Raw genomic sequence first — 21,317 nt, 5'->3', positions numbered from 1 at the left:
TTAAAGTTTTCGGTCAATTTGGACGTTATGAAAAGTCATTCGATATCTTTGCTCGGGAGAAGCATGTCGGGATCCAGTAAAGCATTAAGTCGTCGTCGCCTGTTACAAGGGGCCGGAGCAATGTGGTTGCTTAGCGTCAGTCAGGTCGGGTTTGCCGCTGTCAGCCAGGTTGTTGCGGTGCGCGTCTGGCCGTCTTCGACCTATACGCGCGTGACGGTCGAGTCAAACCGGGTGCTGAACTATAAGCAATTCGCGTTGAGCAACCCGGAGCGGGTGGTGGTGGATATCGAAGGCGTAAATCTTAACTCGGTGCTGAAAGGAATGAGCGCCCAGATCCGCGGCGACGATCCCTTTATCAAATCCGCGCGGGTAGGGCAGTTTGATCCGAAAACCGTGCGCATGGTGTTTGAGCTCAAGCAGAACGTCAAACCGCAGCTGTTTGCCCTCGCACCGGTGGCCGGTTTTAAAGAACGTCTGGTTATGGATCTCTATCCTGCCAACGCGACCGATATTCAGGATCCGCTGCTGGCCCTGCTGGAAGATTACAACAAAGGCGATCTGGAAAAACAGGTACCGCCTGCGCAAAGCGGCCCGCAGCCCGGCAAAGCGGGACGCGATCGTCCGATTGTGATCATGCTCGATCCGGGGCACGGCGGTGAGGACTCCGGCGCGGTAGGCAAATACCGGACCCGGGAAAAAGATGTGGTGCTGCAAATCGCCCGTCGCCTGAAGGCGATGATCGACAGAGAAGGCAACATGCGCGCCTACATGACGCGCAACGAAGATGTCTTTATTCCGTTAAAAGTGCGTGTGGCGAAAGCGCAAAAGCAACGTGCGGATCTCTTCATCTCTATCCATGCGGACGCCTTTACCAGCCGCCAGCCCAGCGGGTCATCAGTGTTTGCCCTCTCCACCAAAGGGGCGACCAGTACCGCAGCACGCTATCTTGCCGATACCCAGAACGCCTCCGACCTTATCGGTGGGGTAGGGCGGAGCGGCGATCGCTACGTCGACCACACCATGTTCGATATGGTCCAGTCGCTGACCATTACCGACAGCCTGAAGTTTGGTAAAGCGGTGCTGGGCAGGCTCGGGCATGTGAACAAGCTGCATAAGAACAGCGTCGAGCAGGCCGGATTTGCGGTGTTAAAAGCGCCGGACATCCCGTCGATTCTGGTGGAAACCGCCTTTATCAGTAACGTGGAAGAGGAGCGCAAACTTAAAACGGCTAAGTTCCAGCAGGAAGTGGCGGAGTCGATACTGGCGGGGATTAAAGCCTATTTCTCTGACGGGGCGACGCTGGCGAGACGCGGATAAGATCAACACTGCCCGGCGGCGCTGCGCTTGCGCGGGCCTACGGGTGGGCTGACGACAAAAACAAAAAAACACCCGGAAGGGTGTTTATTGTTTTTAGAAGTGTTGGTTGCGGGGGCCGGATTTGAACCGACGACCTTCGGGTTATGAGCCCGACGAGCTACCAGGCTGCTCCACCCCGCGTCACCATACTGCTTCTACTTCTTCAAATTTGATTGGTTGCGGGGGCCGGATTTGAACCGACGACCTTCGGGTTATGAGCCCGACGAGCTACCAGGCTGCTCCACCCCGCGTCACCGTACTGCTTGTACTTCATCAAATTTTAATTGGTTGCGGGGGCCGGATTTGAACCGACGACCTTCGGGTTATGAGCCCGACGAGCTACCAGGCTGCTCCACCCCGCGTCCGTGGATGCGCACTATACTCTGCTGACTTTTTGTTGCAACCCTTTTTCGTAAAAATCACCAAATTAGACGTTGAATTGCCTGCTCTGCCGTCGATTTGGCTGTTTTTTACGCAAAATTTGCCTAAGGGGAGGCAATCGCATTTCAATACCTTTGCCGGTTTGTTATCTTCGTTGCGCAGAATGGGGCAACTTGAAGATGGGATATATGAAAGGACGTTGGGCGAAGTATCTGATGACAGGCGCAATGGTAGCAATCCTCGCCGCCTGTTCCTCCAAACCGACCGATCGCGGTCAGCAATATAAAGACGGGAAACTGACCCAGCCTTTCTCTTTAGTAAACCAGCCGGATGCCGTGGGTGCACCCATCAATGGCGGTGACTTCGCGGAGCAGGTAAGCCAGATCCGCACCGCATCGCCGCGGCTGTATGGCTCGCAGAACGCCGTCTATAACGCAGTACAGGACTGGCTACGCGCCGGGGGCGATACCCGCACCATGCGCCAGTTCGGCATTGATGCCTGGCAGATGGAGGGCACCGATAACTACGGTAACGTCCAGTTTACCGGCTACTACACCCCGGTGGTACAAGCCCGCCATACCGCTCAGGGTGAGTTCAAATACCCTATCTACCGCATGCCGCCAAAACGTGGCCGCCTGCCGTCCCGGGCCGAAATCTACTCGGGCGCGCTGAGCGACAACTATGTCCTCGCTTACAGCAACTCGCTGATGGATAACTTCATCATGGATGTGCAGGGCAGCGGCTACATCGATTTTGGCGACGGCAGCCCGCTTAACTTCTTCAGCTATGCGGGTAAAAACGGCCATGCCTACCGCAGTATCGGTAAAGTGCTGATCGATCGCGGAGAAGTGAAACGCGAAGATATGTCGATGCAGGCGATCCGCGAGTGGGGCGAGAAGCACAGCGAATATGAAGTGCGTGAGCTGCTTGAGCAGAACCCGTCGTTCGTCTTCTTCAAACCGCAAAACTTTGCCCCGGTGAAAGGCGCCAGCGCGGTGCCGCTGATTGGCCGCGCGTCGGTCGCCTCTGACAAGACAGTGATCCCGCCGGGTACCACGCTGCTGGCCGAAGTCCCGCTGTTGAATAACGAAGGCAAATTCAGCGGCCAGTACGAGCTGCGCCTGATGGTGGCGCTGGATGTGGGTGGCGCGATTAAAGGCCAGCACTTTGATATCTATCAGGGCATTGGCGCCGATGCCGGCCACCGCGCGGGCTGGTATAACCATTACGGCCGCGTGTGGGTGCTGAAAACTGCCGCAAGTACGGGCAACGTCTTTAGCGGCTGAGTGTGGTAATATTGACGCTATGTTTTCCGGGGTGAGGGGTAACTCTCACCCTTTTTACATCTGAGGTCTTATGTCTGTGGTAATGAGCGAAGCCTGGCGCCAGCGTTTTGGTGGCACCGCACGTTTATATGGTGAAAAAGCCCTGCAACTGTTTGCCGATGCGCACATCTGCGTGGTCGGCATTGGCGGCGTCGGCTCATGGGCAGCGGAAGCGCTGGCACGAACCGGGATCGGCGCCATTACGCTTATCGACATGGACGACGTCTGCGTCACCAACACTAACCGGCAGATCCACGCCCTGCGCGACAGCGTCGGGCTGGCGAAGTCAGAGGTGATGGCGGATCGCATTCGCCAGATCAACCCGGAGTGTCGCGTCACCGTCATTGATGATTTTGTGACCGCCGATAACGTGGCGCAGTATATGGGAGCTGGCTACAGCTACGTGATTGACGCCATCGACAGCGTGCGCCCGAAAGCGGCGCTGATCGCCTGGTGTCGCCGCAATAAAGTGCCGCTGGTGACCACCGGCGGCGCGGGCGGGCAGATCGACCCGACGCAGATCCAGGTGACGGACCTGGCGAAAACCATTCAGGATCCGCTCGCGGCCAAGCTGCGCGAGCGTCTGAAAAGCGATTTTGGCGTGGTGAAAAACAGCAAAGGCAAGCTCGGCATCGACTGCGTCTTTTCAACGGAAGCGCTGGTCTATCCGCAAGCGGACGGTTCAGTCTGCGCCATGAAAAGCAGTGCGGAAGGGCCAAAACGGATGGATTGTGCCTCTGGGTTTGGCGCGGCCACGATGGTGACCGCGAGCTTTGGTTTTATCGCCGTCTCTCATGCGCTGAAAAAGATGATGGCGAAGGCGGAACGTCAGGCCTGACGCGCCGCTTCCAGTACCGCGTCACTGAGCGCAGCCAGCCCCTGGCTGCGCGAGGCGCTAAGCTGGCCGCGTAGCCCCAGCGCATCGAACAGCGCCAGCGGGTTCTCCTCCAGGATCTGCGCGGCGCTTTTCCCCTCAATGGCCGTCAGCAGCACGGCCAGCAAGCCGCGAACAATCCGTCCTTCGCTGTCGCCATAAAAATGCAGCTTATCCCCAATTTTTGTAACGCCAAGCCAGACGCGGTTCTCGCAGCCGGGGATCTCTTTCGCCTGCGTTTTGAGTTCATCGGACAGCGCAGGGAGCTGCTTGCCCAGCAGGATCAGCTGGCGATATTTGTCTTCCCACTGGGTCAGCGGGGCAAAGGTCTGTTTTAACGTCTCTTCAGTGATGACGGTGCCGAACGGATGTCCGGCCAGGGTTGGGCTTGTCATTAATCCACCAGTAAAGCTAGAGCGCGATCGACGGCGGCAACCAGCGCGTCGACATCGCTTTGGGTGTTATAGGGAGCAAACGAGGCGCGCAACGTGCCGTTGACGCCCAGCGCCGCCAGCAGCGGCTGGGCGCAATGCTGGCCGGCGCGCAGGGCAATGCCATACTCCGCCAGCAGCGTCACCATGTCGCTGTGATGAACCCCGGCAAAATCGAATGCCAGCAGGCTCGAATCCTGTACCCGGAAGGAGCGAAAACCGGGGCGTTGTTTCAGCGCCTCTTCCGCCAGCGTTGCCAGCCCGCGGCTCCAGCTCTCTGCCTGTTGCAGATCGATATCCGCCAGCCACTCCAGCGCCGCGCTCAGGCCAATGACGCCTGCGACATTTGGCGTCCCGGCTTCCAGACGATAAGGCACCTGCTGAGTTTTAAAACCGTCGAAAGTCACCTCGGTGATCATCTTGCCGCCGCCGAGCCACGGGGTCATCTCCTCCAGCAGCGCCGCTTTGCCGTACAGTGCGCCAATACCGGTAGGACCGTATAGCTTATGTGCGGAGAAGGCATAGAAATCGATATCCAGCTGCTGTACGTCCGCCGGGAAGTGGACCACACCCTGGGCGCCATCCACCATCACCACCATCCCGCTCTCATGGGCGAGGCGGATGGCGCGGGCCAGATCCGGGCAGCCGCCGGTGACGTTGGACATCTGCCCGAGCGCGAGAATGCGGCTACGCGGGGTGATCAACTCAGGCAGGCGAGCCACATCCGCCAGGCAGTCTGTGCCAATCGGGAGCTTAACCACCTTTGCGCCGGTCTGTTCGGCCACCATCAGCCACGGCACGAGATTAGCGTGGTGCTCCGCCTCGCTGACGATAATCTCATCGCCCGGCTGCAGGCGCGGGCGGGCATAACATTGCGCCACCATGTTGATGGCTTCGGTGGTGCCCCGCGTCCAGACAATATTTTTGCCGCTTTCAGCGTTAAGCAGACGGGCAACCTGATCGCGCGCCGCTTCATAGCGTGCGGTTAAGCGCTGCGCCTCGGCAAACTGGCTGCGATGCACATTGCCAGCGCTCAGGCTGTAAAACTGGTTGGTGGCCTCAATCACTGCCTGAGGCTTAAGGGCTGTCGCAGCGCTATCAAGATAGACACCGGCATCGGCCAGGGCCGGAAACTGGGCGCGAAAATGGGCAGGGCTGAATGCGTTCATGGAATTCCTCTTCGTGATGATGAGATCGTCGCGCAAATTCCGCAGCAGGGCAAGAAGGTTGATCTCTATCGGAATTGTCTGTTTATCCTGGCGCAACAGACGAAGCAGGTTATGCTGAAATAGAGTCAGGAGAATGTCTTAGCCTGTTAATAAACACGCTTGAAATAGCATTAATTGCTGAAGGAGAAGAAAATGAAAAAGACTATCGCAATCGCCTCTGCCTGTATGCTTACCTTTGCCCTGAGCGCCTGTTCTGGCAACAACTATGTCATGCACACTAACGATGGCCGCTCTATCGTATCAGAAGGTAAGCCGCAAACTGATAATGATACCGGCATGATCTCGTATAAGGATGCTAACGGGAATAAACAGCAGATTAACCGTAGTGATGTGAAAGAGATGGTTGAGCTGAATAAGTAAGGATACAGCAGACAAAAAAAAGCACCGCAATTGGGCGGTGCTACATTAATCACTATGGACAGACAGGGTAAATGTACAGGAAGTGAAAAGGTGGTAGTTTTCCTACCGTGGTCTGAATCGCAGACCAATTGCAAACACAACAACACAACATCACAACCGTAAGCCAAAAGCCCATCAGAACACGCATTCCAAAAAAAGCTTTTCGTTCCGGCTCAGGAAGTGCCGCCACTATAGGTATTTGCTGGTAGTTCCTCAACGGACAATTTATAATGGCTCAGATAAAAAAAACTAATAGGTTAAACGTTGTTTCCTGTTTGTTAAAAGCCGTTAACATCTAAGCCAGATAACCATGTCCAAGCGATTACCACCACTTAATGCATTACGTGTATTTGATGCTGCTGCGCGCCATCTGAGCTTCACGCGCGCGGCCGATGAACTTTTTGTGACGCAGGCCGCAGTCAGTCATCAAATCAAGTCTCTTGAGGATTTTCTGGGCCTCAAGCTGTTCCGCCGCCGCAACCGTTCCCTGCTTCTGACGGAAGAGGGGCAGAGCTATTTTCAGGATATCAAAGAGATATTTTCCCAGCTTACCGAGGCTACCCGTAAGCTGCAGGCGCGCAGTGCCAAAGGGGCACTGACGGTCAGTTTATTGCCAAGTTTTGCCATTCAATGGCTGGTGCCGAGACTCTCAAGCTTTAACTCAGCTTATCCGGGAATCGACGTTCGCATCCAGGCGGTCGACCGTCAGGAAGAGAAGCTGGCAGACGATGTCGACGTAGCGATTTTTTATGGCCGGGGCAACTGGCCAGGGCTGCGTGTTGAAAAATTGTACGCAGAATATTTGCTGCCGGTCTGCTCGCCACTACTCTTAACAGGCGAAAAAGCGTTAAAAACGCCGGACAATCTGGCGCAACACACGCTTTTGCATGATGCTTCTCGCCGCGACTGGCAAACGTATACCCGGCAGCTCGGTCTTAACCATATCAATGTGCAGCAGGGGCCCATCTTCAGCCACAGTGCGATGGTGTTACAGGCTGCCATCCACGGACAGGGCGTGGCGTTGGCAAACAACGTGATGGCGCAGTCCGAAATTGAGGCTGGCCGCCTGGTCTGCCCTTTTAATGATGTTTTGGTCAGCAAGAACGCATTTTATCTGGTTTGTCATGACAGTCAGGCAGAACTGGGTAAAATAGCCGCGTTTCGCCAGTGGATCCTGGCAAAGGCGGCCAACGAGCAAGAAAAATTCCGCTTTCGGTACGAGTAACACTTTCTTTTGCGTGCAGGGCGCGCATAACTTCAGGACAGAAACATGACCAGCCGTTTTATGCTGATTTTCGCCGCGGTGAGTGGCTTTATTTTTGTTGCGCTGGGCGCCTTTGGCGCACATGTATTACGCAAATCCCTGGGTGTGGTGGAGATGGGCTGGATCCATACCGGTCTGGAATATCAGGCGTTTCATACCCTGGCAATCTTCGGACTGGCTGTGGCGATGCAGCGTCGCATCAGCATCTGGTTTTACTGGAGCAGCGTATTTATGGCGCTGGGCACCGTGTTGTTCAGCGGTAGCCTCTATTGCCTTGCGCTGTCGCATTTACGCCTGTGGGCGTTTGTTACCCCGGTGGGCGGCGTCAGCTTCCTGGTCGGGTGGGTATTAATGTTAATCGGTTCGTTCCGTCTGAAACGCAAGGGCGTTGTTCATGAATAAAGTTGTCTTATATTGTCGCCCGGGCTTTGAAAAAGAGTGTGCCGCGGAAATTACTGATAAAGCCGCGAAGCGTGAAGTCTTTGGTTTCGCTCGCGTGAAAGAGAATGCGGGCTACGTTGTTTTCGAATGCTATCAGCCCGAAGATGCCGATAAACTGGTTCGCGAACTGCCGTTCAGCTCGCTGATTTTTGCCCGTCAGATGTTTGTGGCCGGTGAGCTGCTGCAGGATTTGCCGCCAGAGGATCGTATTACCCCTATTGCCGGTATGCTGCAGAGCGTTGTGGAGAAGGGCGGTGAGCTGCGCGTTGAGGTGGCCGATACTAACGAAAGCAAAGAGCTGATGAAGTTCTGCCGCAAATTCACCGTGCCGCTGCGCGCCGCACTGCGTGACAGCGGCGTGCTGACCAACTACGAGACGCCAAAGCGTCCGGTGGTGCATGTCTTCTTTATCGCCCCGGGCTGTTGCTACGCCGGGTATTCCTATACCACCAACAATTCGCCGTTTTACATGGGGATCCCGCGTCTTAAGTTCCCGTCCGACGCGCCGAGCCGTTCCACCCTCAAGCTGGAAGAGGCGTTCCATATCTTTATTCCGGCCGACGAGTGGGATGAGCGTCTGGCAAACGGGATGTATGCGGTGGATCTGGGGGCCTGTCCGGGGGGCTGGACCTATCAGCTGGTGAAACGCAACATGTGGGTCTACTCCATTGATAATGGCCCGATTGCGCAAAGCCTGATGGACACAGGCCAGGTGACCTGGCTGCGCGAAGATGGTTTCCGCTATCGTCCGAACCGCAATAACATCTCGTGGCTGGTGTGCGATATGGTAGAAAAGCCGGCCAAGGTGGCCGCGCTGATGGCTACCTGGCTGGTCAACGGCTGGTGCCGCGAGGCGATTTTTAACCTCAAGCTGCCGATGAAAAAGCGCTACGAAGAGGTTTCCCAGAACCTGGCATACATCCAGACCCAGCTTGCCGAGCATGGCATCAATGCGGAGATCCAGGCGCGTCAACTGTACCACGACCGCGAAGAGGTTACCGTGCATGTACGCCGCTGGTGGGCTGCCGTAGGTGGCCGTCGCGACGAGCGGTAATCTGTACAACGCCCGGAGGCGCTACGCTTACCGGGCCTACAACACCCCTCGTCCCGCAGGCCCGGTAAGCGCAGCGCCTCCGGGCATGACGTCACACTCGCTCTAACCTGAGCTGCTGCAAATTCCCGTCTAGCTGTAAATCCGTCTGCAATCGCGCCACGTCCCGGCAGATAAAGGCCATCTCTTTGTGCGCCTCCAGCTTTTTGCGCCACTTCTCCGGTACCTCATCCAGACGGGCGTAAATCCCTTCCAGATCCTGAAAATCAGCCAGCAGTTGGGCGGCACTTTTCGGGCCAATGCCCGCCACGCCTGGCACCCTTGAGCTGCTGATCCCCGCCAGTCCCCAGTAATCCGGCAGCTGCTGGGGTGATACGCCAAACTCACTGGCGATAAAGGGCGCGTCGAGCCAGCGTTTCTGAAAATAGTCGCGAATGCGAATGGTGGGGGAAAGCAGCTGACAATAGCCTTTGTCTGTCGAAACAATGGTAGCCTGATGGCCTGCACTGGCCACTTTGACCGCCAGAGTCGCCGCGAGATCGTCGGCTTCGTTGCCCTGAGCACCCCAGCAGGGAACCCCTCGCTGCTCAAAGGCGGCGCGTATCACAGGCATTTCGGCGTGCAGATCGTCCGGCATCGGCGCGCGGCCAGCTTTGTAATCCGGCAGACGCTGGTGACGCCAGCCGCTGTTGCGGGCTTCATCGTCAAAAACGGCAACCGCATGGCTGGGCTGGCTGTGACGAATAAGCTGCTCCAGAGCATGCAGGCAGGTATCCTTGCAGGGGGTGCCCTGTACCGCATGAATGCGGCGGATAAGATTCAGCGCGTCGACAATAAGCAAATGAACAGCCACAGATAATCCCTCTTATATCTAGTGGATTAAGGGTAACACCGTCGGCAGAATGAAACTACGAGAGGCGGGAAGAACGGGAAGGAGCCTCGCAAAACAAGGCTCCTTTTGAGGCTTAGTCGCAGGTCACGATCTTCATCGCCAGACCACCGCGAGAGGTTTCACGGTATTTGGCGTTCATATCTTTACCGGTTTCATACATGGTCTCGATCACTTTATCGAGACAGACGCGCGGCTCGCTGGTGCGGCGCAGCGCCATACGTGCGGCGTTCACCGCCTTCACGGAGGCAATGGCATTACGCTCGATACAGGGCACCTGCACCTGGCCGGCAACCGGATCGCAGGTCAGACCGAGGTTATGTTCCATGCCAATTTCTGCCGCAATGCAGACCTGCGCCGGACTGCCGCCCAGCAGCTCTGCCAGACCCGCTGCCGCCATGGAGCAAGCCACGCCCACTTCGCCCTGACAGCCCACTTCGGCGCCAGAGATCGAGGCGTTCATCTTATACAGCGAGCCAATGGCGCTGGTTACCAGCAGATAGCGGGCCAGTGAGTTGGCGTTTACTTCGCGGATAAACTTGTCGTAATAAGCCAGCACCGCAGGAACGATACCGCAGGCACCGTTCGTTGGGGCCGTTACTACGCGGCCACCCGCGGCGTTCTCTTCGTTCACCGCCAGCGCGAACATATTGATCCAGTCCACGACCGCCATCGGATCGCTGGTGGTTTTATCGCTGCTCACCAGCATACGACGCAGGGCCGCAGCACGGCGTGGAACACGCAGTTTACCGGGCAGCACGCCCTCGGTGGTGATACCGCGCTCAATACCGCCGCGCATCACTTCCCAGACGTTAGCAAAGTGCTGCTCCAGTTCCTCTTTGCTGTGTAGCGCCAGCTCGTTTTTCATCATCAGGCCGGAGAGGGAGAGGCCGCTCTCCTGGCAATGACGCTGAAGGTCGGCAGCCGTTTTATACGGGTACGGCACCGCGACAGGCGCGCTCTCTGGCTGCCCAAAATGGTCTTCGTCGACGATAAAACCGCCGCCGATAGAGTAATAGGTTTGGCTGTAAATCGCCTTGTCGCCTGCCAGCGCGGTGATGCGCATACCATTTTCGTGCAGCGACAGGTTGTCGGCGTGGAAATTCATGCAGCGATCAACCGGAAATTCAACTTCATGCTCACCGTTGGCCAGCAGCAGTCGGCCATGGGTGTTAACGTCCTGGATAAAGCCCGGGATGGCGTCAATATCAACACTATCCGGCAGGTTGCCCGCCAGGCCCATAATGATGGCGATATCGGTATGGTGACCTTTGCCGGTCAGCGACAGGGAGCCATAGACATCTACAACCACGCGGGTGGTGTCGTGCAGTATTCCGCGCGCAATAAGATCGTCCGTGAACTGTTTACCTGCTTTCATTGGCCCGACGGTGTGCGAGCTGGAAGGACCAATACCAATTTTAAAAATATCGAAAACGCTAATCATGATGCGTCCGTTGCTTTACGTCAGAGGAGTAGATTGCGCCATCCGAAGATGGCGCGGGAGGCATTACGCGAACAGCGAATAGAAGATAGCGGAGATAGCAATCAGACCCATAACCACAACGAAGACGTTGCTGATCTGGCCGCTGTATTTACGCATCGCTGGCACTTTCTGAATGGCGTACATCGGCATCAGGAACAGGATCATCGCGATGACCGGGCCGCCCAGGGTTTCGATCATGCCGAGGATGCTCGGGTTCAGGGTCGCAACCGCCCAGGTGGTCAGCAGCATGAACAGGGCAGTGATTTTGTTCAGCTTGTTGATTTCAATGCTCTTACCTTTGCCACGCAGAGATTTAATCACCATACCGTTAAAACCTTCACGTGCGCCCAGATAGTGGCCGAGGAAGGATTTAGTGATAGCGATAATGGCAATGATTGGCGCCATCCAGGCAATCACCGGGGCATTAAAGTGGTTCGCCAGGTAAGAGAGAATTGAGATGTTCTGCTCTTTCGCTGCCGCCAGATCCGCCGGGGAGAGGCTCAGTACGCAGCTGAAGACGAAGAACATAACGGTCAGCACCATCATCACGTGAGCGCGAGCCAGGATGCTGGAGCACTTCTTCTCGGCGCCCTGGCCGTACTCTTCACGCTTCGCCACGGCGAAGGAGGAGATGATCGGCGAGTGGTTAAAGGAGAAGACCATTACCGGGATTGCCAGCCACAGGGTCATCCACAGGCCATTACCGGTGGCGGACGCGCTGCTCAGGGAGAGGGTTTCCAGCGCTGCGCCGTTCCACTGAGGGATCAGGTAGCAGGCCAGCACCATCAGGGCGATAACGAACGGGAACACCAGCACGCTCATCGCTTTTACAATCATCTGCTCACCGAAGCGCACGATAGTCATCATGCCGACAATCAGGATCAGCGACAGAATGGCGCGCGGTGGCGGCGTCATGCCCAGCTGGTGGGTCATAAAGCTGTCAACGGTGTTGGTGATAGCCACGCTATACACCAGCAGGATTGGGTAGATGGCAAAGAAGTAGAGCAGGGTAATCAGCTTACCTGCGCCAATCCCGAAGTGCTCTTCAACCACTTCAGTGATGTCTTCGCCCGGATTTTTGCCGGAGAGCACAAAACGGGTCAGGCCGCGGTGTGCGAAGTAGGTCATCGGGAACGCAATGATTGCCATGATGATCAGCGGAATTAAGCCGCCAACACCCGCGTTAATAGGCAGGAAGAGAACACCAGCGCCGATTGCTGTGCCGTACAGGCCAAGCATCCACATGGTATCGGTTTTACGCCATCCGCTTCGGGTTTCAATCGAAGCAACGGTGCTGGTTTGAGTGGTTTCCATCTGTGTCTCCAGGAAGTAGCTAATGTCAGGTTTCTGGTCAAATTCGATGCAAAAAGGGCTAATCGTAATATGAAATTCGCTCAGTGACGGTTTTTATATAATTTTTCTCCGTAACTATCGGCGGGCGGAAAGATACATTTTCGTAATGGATCTATCAGTGATCCCGATCTCAAATGCAATAATCTACTTTTGAGGTGGATATCTTTAGACCATTTATCTGTTAATAAAACATCACAGCGAATTTCTGGGCGCGAAGGCTAACATTAACGATATGTAGCGTGATAGAGAGCCCGGTAATATAGGTGTCATACGCTGTAAAAGTGGGTTTTTAGAGGATTTTTTCGTGATTTAAGACGTTTGTAGCTAATAAATAACGCTTGGAAATTGTACGTAATCGTTTGCGTTTGGTTATCTAAACGCAAAAAGATAAGTTACGGTGATATCTCAAGCCACGCCATGTGGCTGAAGGGAATAAAAAAGCCAGGCGGCTGAAGGCGATTCCCGGCGGGGGAGAGTGAGAAGGTGCCCGACACGCAGCCGGGCACGGGTGTTATGCGCAAATCTCGTAGCAGGGGATGTAGGCGCTGCCCGGAAGTTTCATACGATGCTGAGCGACAAAGCCCTGGAGCAGATCGTCCATGCGGCGCATCATTTCGCGGTCGCCATGAATTTTATAGGGACCAAACTCCTCAATGGCCTGGATACCTACCTCTTTAACGTTACCGGCTACGATGCCCGAGAAGGCGCGACGCAGATCGGCGGCCAGCGTTTCAACCGGCTGATCGGGGTAGAGCTTCAGGTTAGCCATATTTTCATGGGATGGCTCAAACGGGATCTGCAGATCGGGCGAAATACGGATCGACCAGTTAAAGCTGTAGGCATCCCCGGTATCCCGGCGGTTCTCTTTCACCAGCGGCATGGCCTTTTTCATCTGGCGTGCCACTTCTGCGGCATCGTCAATAATAATGCGATAGTGACGACGGGCCGTTTCTCCCAGCGTATGCACAATGAACTCATCCAGGACGCGGAAGTAGTCGGCGCTCTCTTTCGGGCCGGTGAGGATCAGCGGCAGCACCTGATCGTGGTTTGCCGGATGCATCAGAATGCCCAGCAGATAGAGCAACTCTTCTGCTGTCCCTACGCCGCCCGGGAAGATGATAATCCCGTGGGCGATACGGACAAACGCCTCCAGACGTTTCTCAATGTCCGGCATGATGATCAGTTCGTTAACCAGCGGATTGGGTGGTTCAGCGGCGATAATAGACGGCTCGGTCATACCGATGAAGCGGCCCTCTTTGTAGCGCTGCTGCGCATGGCCCACTGCCGCTCCCTTCATTGGCGCCTCCATCGCACCCGGGCCACAGCCTGTGCAGATATTCAGCTCGCGCAGACCCAACTGGGTGCCCACGCGACGGGCGTAGAGATATTCGGTTTCGTTAATGGAGTGACCACCCCAGCACACCACCATGCTTGGCGCTTCGCCCACGTGCAGAGCACGGGCGTTACGCAGAATAGAGAAGACCAGGTTGGTAATATGAACGGAGCTTTCCAGGTTCAGATGCTGAAAACGACCGGCGTTATTGATCTGGCCGTTCACAAACAGGATATCGCGCAGGACCGCAAACAGGTTGGCCTGCAGCGCACGAATGATGCGCCCGTCAACAAAGGCCTCTTCTGGCGGGTTAATCAGTTCCAGCTTTACGCCACGTTCCCGGCGCAGGACATTGATATCAAAGCTTTCAAAGCGCGACAGCAACTCTTTGCTGTTGTCGGTGAGGCTACCGGAGTTCAGAACGGCAAGTGAACAGTTGCGAAACAATTGATAAAGATCGCTGCTGGCCGTGCTCTTGAGCATGTCCACTTCCAGCTGCGATAACATATCCATTGAGCCAAGCGGGCTAATATGTGTAATCAAGTGAGCTCCTTACGGGACGTTTATCGTCTTTCCCCGTTGATTACAATAGCCCTGGCTTATGACCTTTCACAACCTAAAGCGCGGAACATACCGCGCATATTATAAATTTATTTATTTTACTGACGCACTAACCGACCGATGGCAGGAACAAAATCGGTATTGCTGCGCCACGGGTTGATATCCAGTCCGCCGCGTCGGGTATAGCGGGCATAGACGCTGAGCGCCTCCGGCTGGCAGAAATGAAGAATATCGTTGAAGATGCGCTCCACGCACTGCTCGTGGAACTCATTGTGGTTACGGAAGGAGACCAGGTAGCGCAGCAGTTTCTCACGATCGATTTTTGCCCCGCGATACTGGATCTGCACCGAACCCCAGTCAGGCTGATGGGTAATCAGGCAGTTGGATTTGAGCAGGTGGCTGACCAGCGTCTCTTCCACCACTTTGCCGCTGGCACTCTTTTCCAGCCACGCGGTGTCAAACTGATAGTTGTCGATCTCAATATCTTGATCGTCGATGCAGGTGCCGTGGAAGTGGGCGATGGGCTGGCCTTCAAGCTCATCAATCCGGTAGAGCGCCACCGTGACCTTACCCTGGGCACAGGCGCTTAAATCCCTCTCCAGAGTGCGCTGTACCGCTTCCCAGCTCTCAAAGCGGGTCTGGTTAAAGCTGTTGAGGTAGAGCTTAAAGCTTTTGGACTCCACCAGATTGACGCTGGTGTAATCCAGCTCAACATGACCCACTGCCACCTGCGGTAAACCGCGGGCGTTAAGCCAGGAGAGCTCGTAGAGCGTCCAGATATCGCCGCCGTGGAAAGGCAGGGCATCGGCCTTCAGGCCCAGCGGATCGCGGTTGAGGCTGCGCGGCACCCCCTGCAAAAGGCTGGCATCGTAGATGTCGCGGTAGGCTGTGCTTTTGCCCAGCGTCAGGCCCGATAAGGCATCATGGTTTTCGTAAGACATGTTTCATTGTCACTTTAAAGGTAAACTATGGGCTGAGTGTATCCTGGCTTATATGAAGAGAGAAACCGGTGGATAAAGAGACTGCTGCTGCGTTAACCGCATTTACCACGCGTTACTGTGACGCCTGGCATGAACAGAAAGCGTCATGGCCGCAAAGCGAAGAGCTGTACGGCGTGCCTTCACCCTGCATTATCACCTCTTCCGGCGAGACCGTGACCTGGCAGCCGCAGCCGTTTACCGCTGAGCAGAGTGTAAAAGCCATTGAACGTGCCATGGACATTGTGGTACAACCTCCGGTTCACGCGTTCTATACCACACAGTTCGCCGGGGATATGTGCGCTCGCTTTGATAATGAAACGATGACGCTGCTGCAAACCTGGAGCGAAGAAGACCTGCTGCGCGTGCAGGAGAACCTGATTGGGCACCTTGTTACCCAGAAGCGCCTGAAGCTATCGCCAACGTTGTTTATCGCCACGCTCGACAGTGAGATGGACGTTATCTCTGTCTGCAACCTTACAGGTAACGTGATAAAAGAGACGCTGGGTACGCAGAAGCGTCAGATCCTCTCCGCTTCCCTTGCGGATTTTCTTAATCATCTTCATCCCGTCGTGTAATCCTGCATACTACTGCGCGTGTGAGAGATCTCTTACAGAGTTTGTGAGAGATCGCCCTTATTAGTTGAATGCTTTAACCATCCCGCTATTTAATAATCACTAATTTATCAGTAACTTGTCTTTTTAAAGTGCTTAGCACAGATACGCAAACTTTTTAATTTGGCTTACGTAGTACCTTGTAAGACGAAGCGGAATCATGGATTCTATCTCCGTCGACAGGAAGCCGACACAAGAAACGAACATCAGGATGATGACGTTTCTTAACAAGGACACGTCAGGAAGACGCTACAAGGAAGGCTTCAGGATGAAGCAAGAGGATCACGCAGGACGCGTTGAAGGACACCTCCAGGAAGGAGAATGAGAGCCGGTACAGATGTCCGGTGGGTCAGGAAGACCAGGACGCTTCAGGAAGAAGCAGTCACATCAGGACGATGTGCGCAGGATGCAGCGGTCAAGGGAAGACCAGGCCTTAGGGTCAGAGGAAAAGTTGTCACGGATGAGCAGGGAGCACTAAAAGTAGCTGGATTGCTACGAAACGAACCGGGAGCACTGTTTTTACAGTGCTCCCTTTTTTTATTTCTGCGTGGTCTTTGCTATGCTGCGCGCCGTTCACATTTTCAGTTGAGGTTTGTATGACCCATCACGACAACGTGCGCGCGCAACTGCACGCCATTGAAGCTTTACTGCGCGACCATCAGCTGTGGCAGGAGACGGCGCCGCAGCCAGAGGCTTTTGAGAGCACGCAACCTTTCTGTATGGATACCCTGGAGCCGTTTGAGTGGCTGCAATGGGTCCTCATTCCCCGCATGCATGCACTGCTCGACAGCGGCCATCCGCTACCCCAGAGCTTTGCCGTGGCGCCCTATTATGAAATGGCGCTGGACGCTGCTCATCCGTCACGCGACGCGGTGCTGGCCGTGCTGCTGGCCCTCGATACGCTCTTCGGCGACGAAGCATGATCGAGATCCTCTATCAGGATGAGTGGCTGGTCGCTGTTAATAAGCCCTCCGGCTGGCTGGTGCACCGTAGCTGGCTGGACCGGGATGAAAAAGTGGTGGTGATGCAGACGGTGCGCGACCAGATCGGTCAGCATGTCTTCACTGCCCACCGTCTGGACAGACCCACTTCCGGCGTTCTGCTGATGGGGCTCTCCAGCGAGGCCGGTCGACGTCTGGCGCAGCAGTTTGAGCAGCATCAGATCCAGAAACGCTACCATGCGATTGTCCGGGGCTGGCTGACAGAGTGCGCCACGCTCGATTACCCCCTGACGGAAGAGCTGGATAAAATTGCCGATAAGTATGCCCGCGACGACAAAGGCCCGCAGCCCGCGGTAACCGACTATCGCGGCATGGCGACCACTGAAATGCCCGTTCCCACCAGTAAGTTTCCCACCACGCGCTATAGTCTGATTGAACTGGAGCCGAAAACCGGGCGTAAGCACCAGCTGCGACGCCACCTTGCCCATCTTCGCCATCCGATCATCGGCGACAGCAAGCATGGCGACTTGCGGCAAAACCGCAGCGCCGCGGAGCATTTCGGCTGCCATCGTCTGATGCTACACGCCAGCCAGCTGCAACTTATCCATCCGTTTACCGGCAAGCCACTGACGATCCGGGCCGGGCTGGACGAGGTGTGGATGCAGGCGTTGTCACAGTTTGGATGGCGCGGACAACTCCCCGAAAATGAAAGGGTTGAGTTTGACGTAACCAACGTTCAGGATGATCGGAACGAGCGTTTAATCAGGGAGTAAAACATGGCGGTAATCGGAATTTTTGTCGGCACGATGTACGGTAACTCGCTGCTGGTGGCAGAAGAGGCCGAAGCGATTCTGGCAGGCATGGGTCATAAAGCCACGGTCTATGAAGATCCCGATCTGGCCGACTGGGAAAAATATCAGGGCCAGTATGTGCTGGTGGTCACCTCGACAACCGGGCAGGGCGATCTCCCGGACAGCATTGTTCCGCTATTCCAGGGAATTAAAGATAAGCTGGGTTATCAGCCGGAAATGCGTTACGGCATTATTGCGCTCGGTGACAGCACTTACGCGAATTTCTGCGGTGGCGGTAAGCTGTTCGACGCTCTGTTACAGGAGCAAAGCGCGCAGCGCGTGGGTGATATGCTGATGATTGACGCCTCTGAACACCCTGAGCCGGAAGGCGAATCCAATCCCTGGGTTGAACAGTGGGGCACATTGCTAAAATAAGTTCCTGCCCTCCCTGAGCGGAGGGCCAGAACCCTTTGCCAGTTAACAAAGCGACCATGCAGCCAGTATAAGTTAACTGAATCGAGTAAGCTTTGGGCAATCGCCCGTAAATCCTCATCTGAAGCGCGGTTATTAGCGGGCATTTTCACTGCGTCAAGCGACCTGTTTCACACTCCCGTTATTCCCTGGCACTGGCCTCCCCCTTACGGGCAGGCAGTTTTCATTTCCGTGAAGTCTCTTCCATTGTCCTGGGCTTTTGCCACAAACAACCGCACAGAGCCGTGCCAATGTTGTGTTGATGCACGGTGAGAGGGGCCAGGTTCCTTTCTTATACTTTTTCCGCCAGTTAATAAAAATGCAGTCAGTAAGGCGAAACGACCTACATGTTCGAACTGCAAAAACACATACACGTCATTCTGATTACCCTACGGTTGAGCTGTTCAGAATGAACGTAGCGAAAACGCTATGATTCAGGAGTGCAAGAATGAGTTCATTAAGCCAAGCGGCGAGCAGCGCTGAAAAGCGTACTAACGCCCGCTACTGGATAGTGGTGATGCTGTTTATCGTCACATCCTTCAACTATGGCGACCGCGCCACCCTGTCGATTGCCGGTTCAGAAATGGCAAAAGATATCGGTCTGGATCCGGTCGGTATGGGGTATGTTTTCTCGGCATTTTCATGGGCCTATGTTATCGGCCAAATTCCTGGCGGTTGGCTGCTGGATCGCTTCGGTTCAAAACGCGTCTATTTCTGGTCCATTTTCATCTGGTCCATGTTTACCTTGCTGCAGGGCTTTGTCGATATCTTTAACGGCTTTGGCATCATTGTCGCGCTCTTTACCCTACGCTTCCTCGTCGGGCTGGCAGAAGCCCCATCCTTCCCCGGCAACAGCCGAATCGTGGCTGCCTGGTTCCCGGCTCAGGAGAGGGGAACGGCGGTCTCCATTTTTAACTCTGCACAATACTTTGCCACCGTCATCTTTGCGCCCATCATGGGCTGGCTGACGCACGAGGTGGGCTGGTCGCATGTGTTCTTCTTTATGGGCGGTCTGGGCATTGTGATCAGCTTTATCTGGCTGAAAGTGATCCACGAACCGAACCAGCATCCCGGCGTAAACCAGAAAGAGCTGGACTACATTGCCGCAGGCGGCGCGCTGATCAACATGGATCAGGCGAGCAGCAAAGCGAAAGTCCCGTTCAGCCAGAAATGGGGCCAAATCAAACAGCTGGTGGGTTCCCGCATGATGCTCGGGATCTATCTCGGCCAGTACTGCATCAACGCCTTAACCTACTTCTTTATTACCTGGTTCCCGGTCTATCTGGTGCAGGCGCGCGGCATGTCGATTCTGAAAGCCGGGTTTGTCGCCTCCGTTCCGGCAATCTGCGGCTTTGTGGGCGGCGTACTGGGCGGGGTAATTTCCGACTGGCTGATGCGTCGTACTGGCTCGTTGAATATCGCCCGTAAAACGCCAATCGTGCTGGGTATGCTGCTCTCCATGACGATGGTGATGTGTAACTACGTGAACGCAGAGTGGATGATTATCGGCTTTATGGCGATGGCCTTCTTCGGTAAAGGTATCGGGGCGCTGGGCTGGGCGGTGATGGCAGATACCGCGCCGAAAGAGATCAGCGGTCTGAGCGGCGGTCTGTTCAACATGTTCGGCAACATCTCCGGGATCGTCACCCCGATCGCCATTGGCTACATTGTCGGTACCACCGGTTCGTTCAACGGGGCGCTGATCTACGTCGGTATCCATGCCCTGGTAGCGGTACTGAGCTACCTGGTCCTGGTGGGTGATATCAAACGTATCGAGCTGAAACCTGTTACGGAGCGTTGATGATGAGTATGCAATCCAGCCCTGTCGTCACTGAAATGAAGGTTATCCCGGTTGCCGGCCAGGACAGTATGCTGCTGAACATTGGCGGCGCGCATAACGCCTGGTTTACCCGTAATATCGTGGTACTGACCGATAACGCCGGGAATACCGGCGTAGGTGAAGCGCCTGGCGGCGAGGTGATCTACCAGACCCTGGTGGATGCCATTCCGCAGGTGGTGGGTCAGGAGGTGGCGCGCCTGAACAAAGTGGTGCAGCGCGTACACAAAGGCAACCAGTCTGCCGATTTCGATACGTTCGGCAAAGGTGCCTGGACCTTTGAGCTGCGGGTGAATGCGGTGGCGGCGCTGGAAGCGGCGCTGCTGGACCTGCTCGGCAAAGCGCTGAACGTGCCGGTGTGTGAACTGCTCGGCCCTGGAAAACAGCGCGATGCGGTCACCGTGCTGGGCTATCTCTTCTACCTGGGCGATCGCACCAAAACCGATCTCCCTTACCTCGAACGTTCGCCGGGCAGCCACGAGTGGTATCACCTGCGCCACCAGGAGGCGCTCTCCAGTGAGGCGGTGATCCGCCTCGCGGAAGCGGCGCAGGATCGCTACGGCTTTAAGGATTTCAAACTGAAAGGCGGCGTTCTGCCGGGCGAGCAGGAAATTGAGAGCGCCCGCGCCCTGAAAAAACGCTTCCCGGATGCCCGCATTACCGTGGATCCCAACGGCGCCTGGCTGCTGGATGAAGCTATCGCCCTGTGCAAAGGGCTGGGCGATGTCCTGACCTACGCCGAAGATCCGTGCGGCGCCGAGCAGGGTTTCTCTGGCCGTGAGGTGATGGCGGAGTTCCGCCGCGCCACGGGCCTGCCGGTAGCGACCAACATGATCGCCACCAACTGGCGCGAGATGGGACATGCCGTCATGCTCAACGCGGTCGATATTCCGCTGGCGGACCCGCACTTCTGGACCCTTTCCGGCGCGGTACGGGTGGCGCAGCTGTGCGATGACTGGGGCCTGACCTGGGGTTGTCACTCCAACAACCACTTTGATATTTCGCTGGCGATGTTTACCCATGTCGGTGCCGCCGCACCGGGCACGCCGACCGCTATAGACACCCACTGGATCTGGCAGGAAGGCGAAGCGCGCCTGACTAAAAATCCACTCGAAATTAAACACGGCAAGATTGCCGTACCTGACGCTCCGGGGCTTGGCGTGGAACTTGACTGGGATCAGATCCACAAAGCGCATGAGGCGTATAAGAAACTGCCAGGCGGCGCGCGTAATGACGCAGGCCCGATGCAGTACCTTATCCCCGGCTGGACCTTTGACCGTAAACGCCCGGCGTTCGGTCGCCACTGATTAAAGGAT

Annotated in this window: 20 protein-coding genes and 3 tRNA genes; 13 read left to right on the top strand and 10 right to left on the bottom strand. The window is 55.7% G+C overall.

The genetic code is table 11. The features are described 5' to 3' along the window. Positions 1–63 precede the first annotated feature (63 nt). The gene (gene amiC / locus ACOKCT_RS14110) at positions 64–1,317 is read left to right on the top strand and encodes an N-acetylmuramoyl-L-alanine amidase AmiC (RefSeq protein ID WP_103180955.1); all 1,254 of its coding nucleotides are present in this window, start codon (positions 64–66) and stop codon (positions 1,315–1,317) included. Positions 1,318–1,420: 103 nt separating this feature from the next. Here amiC and ACOKCT_RS14105 read toward each other — a convergent pair. From ACOKCT_RS14105 to ACOKCT_RS14095, 3 genes are all read right to left on the bottom strand, one after another. After that, positions 1,421–1,497: transfer RNA gene (locus ACOKCT_RS14105), tRNA-Met, on the bottom strand. A gap of 33 nt (positions 1,498–1,530) precedes the next feature. After that, a tRNA-Met gene (locus ACOKCT_RS14100) sits at positions 1,531–1,607 on the bottom strand. A gap of 34 nt (positions 1,608–1,641) precedes the next feature. Beyond that, a tRNA-Met gene (locus ACOKCT_RS14095) sits at positions 1,642–1,718 on the bottom strand. A gap of 207 nt (positions 1,719–1,925) precedes the next feature. Between ACOKCT_RS14095 and mltA the strand changes: the two genes are divergently transcribed. Both mltA and tcdA read left to right on the top strand, forming a co-directional pair. Further along, positions 1,926–3,023, top strand: coding sequence for a murein transglycosylase A (mltA, locus tag ACOKCT_RS14090; protein ID WP_103180954.1), 1,098 nt, complete (start codon positions 1,926–1,928; stop codon positions 3,021–3,023). A 70-nt stretch (positions 3,024–3,093) separates the two neighbouring features. Further along, entirely contained in the window at positions 3,094–3,900 is an 807-nt protein-coding gene (tcdA, locus tag ACOKCT_RS14085) for a tRNA cyclic N6-threonylcarbamoyladenosine(37) synthase TcdA (protein WP_103180953.1), read from the top strand. Here tcdA and csdE read toward each other — a convergent pair. After that, the gene (csdE, locus tag ACOKCT_RS14080; RefSeq protein WP_103180952.1) at positions 3,891–4,331 is read right to left on the bottom strand and encodes a cysteine desulfurase sulfur acceptor subunit CsdE; all 441 of its coding nucleotides are present in this window, start codon (positions 4,329–4,331) and stop codon (positions 3,891–3,893) included. The genes tcdA and csdE overlap by 10 nt on opposite strands. Continuing rightward, a complete protein-coding gene (gene csdA, locus ACOKCT_RS14075) occupies positions 4,331–5,536 on the bottom strand; it encodes a cysteine desulfurase CsdA (RefSeq protein ID WP_420193585.1) in 1,206 nt (401 codons plus the stop codon). Before csdA ends, csdE begins: the two co-directional genes overlap by 1 nt. A 192-nt stretch (positions 5,537–5,728) precedes the next feature. Between csdA and ACOKCT_RS14070 the strand changes: the two genes are divergently transcribed. The 4 genes from ACOKCT_RS14070 to rlmM all read left to right on the top strand — a co-directional run bounded on the left by ACOKCT_RS14070 (position 5,729) and on the right by rlmM (position 8,754). Next, positions 5,729–5,956 (top strand): YgdI/YgdR family lipoprotein, encoded by a 228-nt coding sequence (locus tag ACOKCT_RS14070; protein ID WP_039029916.1) that lies wholly within the window; start codon positions 5,729–5,731, stop codon positions 5,954–5,956. 349 nt (positions 5,957–6,305) lie between these two features. After that, the gene (gene gcvA / locus ACOKCT_RS14065; protein ID WP_103180950.1) at positions 6,306–7,220 is read left to right on the top strand and encodes a glycine cleavage system transcriptional regulator GcvA; all 915 of its coding nucleotides are present in this window, start codon (positions 6,306–6,308) and stop codon (positions 7,218–7,220) included. Positions 7,221–7,265: 45 nt separating this feature from the next. Next, positions 7,266–7,661, top strand: a complete 396-nt coding sequence (locus tag ACOKCT_RS14060) for a DUF423 domain-containing protein (RefSeq protein WP_039029918.1) — start codon at positions 7,266–7,268, stop codon at positions 7,659–7,661. Further along, positions 7,654–8,754 (top strand): 23S rRNA (cytidine(2498)-2'-O)-methyltransferase RlmM, encoded by a 1,101-nt coding sequence (gene rlmM, locus ACOKCT_RS14055; RefSeq protein WP_420193584.1) that lies wholly within the window; start codon positions 7,654–7,656, stop codon positions 8,752–8,754. Before ACOKCT_RS14060 ends, rlmM begins: the two co-directional genes overlap by 8 nt. Positions 8,755–8,845: 91 nt before the next feature. On the opposite strand, the gene xni is transcribed toward rlmM, so the two are convergent. The 5 genes from xni to queF all read right to left on the bottom strand — a co-directional run bounded on the left by xni (position 8,846) and on the right by queF (position 15,311). After that, entirely contained in the window at positions 8,846–9,604 is a 759-nt protein-coding gene (gene xni, locus ACOKCT_RS14050; protein WP_180210541.1) for a flap endonuclease Xni, read from the bottom strand. Between the two features lie 112 nt (positions 9,605–9,716). Next, positions 9,717–11,084 carry an L-serine ammonia-lyase gene (locus tag ACOKCT_RS14045; protein ID WP_159339803.1) on the bottom strand — a complete coding sequence of 456 codons (1,368 nt, stop codon included), beginning with the start codon at positions 11,082–11,084 and terminating at the stop codon, positions 9,717–9,719. A 63-nt stretch (positions 11,085–11,147) separates the two neighbouring features. Next, entirely contained in the window at positions 11,148–12,437 is a 1,290-nt protein-coding gene (locus ACOKCT_RS14040; RefSeq protein WP_103180946.1) for an HAAAP family serine/threonine permease, read from the bottom strand. Between the two features lie 550 nt (positions 12,438–12,987). Continuing rightward, positions 12,988–14,352 carry a nucleotide 5'-monophosphate nucleosidase PpnN gene (gene ppnN / locus ACOKCT_RS14035; protein WP_103180945.1) on the bottom strand — a complete coding sequence of 455 codons (1,365 nt, stop codon included), beginning with the start codon at positions 14,350–14,352 and terminating at the stop codon, positions 12,988–12,990. 116 nt (positions 14,353–14,468) lie between these two features. Then, positions 14,469–15,311: an NADPH-dependent 7-cyano-7-deazaguanine reductase QueF gene (gene queF, locus ACOKCT_RS14030; RefSeq protein WP_103180944.1), complete on the bottom strand. Its 843-nt coding sequence runs from the start codon at positions 15,309–15,311 to the stop codon at positions 14,469–14,471. Between the two features lie 68 nt (positions 15,312–15,379). Here queF and syd point away from each other — a divergent pair, with 68 nt between their 5' ends. From syd to ACOKCT_RS14000, 6 genes are all read left to right on the top strand, one after another. After that, positions 15,380–15,925 carry a SecY-interacting protein gene (gene syd, locus ACOKCT_RS14025; RefSeq protein ID WP_420193583.1) on the top strand — a complete coding sequence of 182 codons (546 nt, stop codon included), beginning with the start codon at positions 15,380–15,382 and terminating at the stop codon, positions 15,923–15,925. 632 nt (positions 15,926–16,557) lie between these two features. Continuing rightward, positions 16,558–16,884 carry a YqcC family protein gene (locus tag ACOKCT_RS14020; protein ID WP_103180942.1) on the top strand — a complete coding sequence of 109 codons (327 nt, stop codon included), beginning with the start codon at positions 16,558–16,560 and terminating at the stop codon, positions 16,882–16,884. Next, positions 16,881–17,675, top strand: a complete 795-nt coding sequence (gene truC, locus ACOKCT_RS14015) for a tRNA pseudouridine(65) synthase TruC (protein WP_103180941.1) — start codon at positions 16,881–16,883, stop codon at positions 17,673–17,675. The genes ACOKCT_RS14020 and truC overlap by 4 nt, the downstream gene beginning before the upstream one ends. Positions 17,676–17,678: 3 nt before the next feature. Further along, positions 17,679–18,128 carry a flavodoxin gene (locus ACOKCT_RS14010; protein WP_103180940.1) on the top strand — a complete coding sequence of 150 codons (450 nt, stop codon included), beginning with the start codon at positions 17,679–17,681 and terminating at the stop codon, positions 18,126–18,128. Positions 18,129–18,612: 484 nt separating this feature from the next. After that, on the top strand, positions 18,613–19,965 hold the full coding sequence (gene gudP, locus ACOKCT_RS14005) for a galactarate/glucarate/glycerate transporter GudP (protein WP_103180939.1): 1,353 nt from the start codon (positions 18,613–18,615) through the stop codon (positions 19,963–19,965). A gap of 2 nt (positions 19,966–19,967) precedes the next feature. After that, the gene (locus ACOKCT_RS14000; protein ID WP_263951645.1) at positions 19,968–21,308 is read left to right on the top strand and encodes a glucarate dehydratase family protein; all 1,341 of its coding nucleotides are present in this window, start codon (positions 19,968–19,970) and stop codon (positions 21,306–21,308) included. Positions 21,309–21,317: the final 9 nt, after the last annotated feature.

It is taken from the genome of Leclercia sp. M-A074-M (assembly GCF_965195605.1).
Taxonomy (GTDB): Bacteria; Pseudomonadota; Gammaproteobacteria; order Enterobacterales; family Enterobacteriaceae; genus Enterobacter.
The sequence above is the reverse complement of the archived record's forward strand: the minus strand, read 5'-3'. Positions and strand labels throughout refer to the sequence as shown.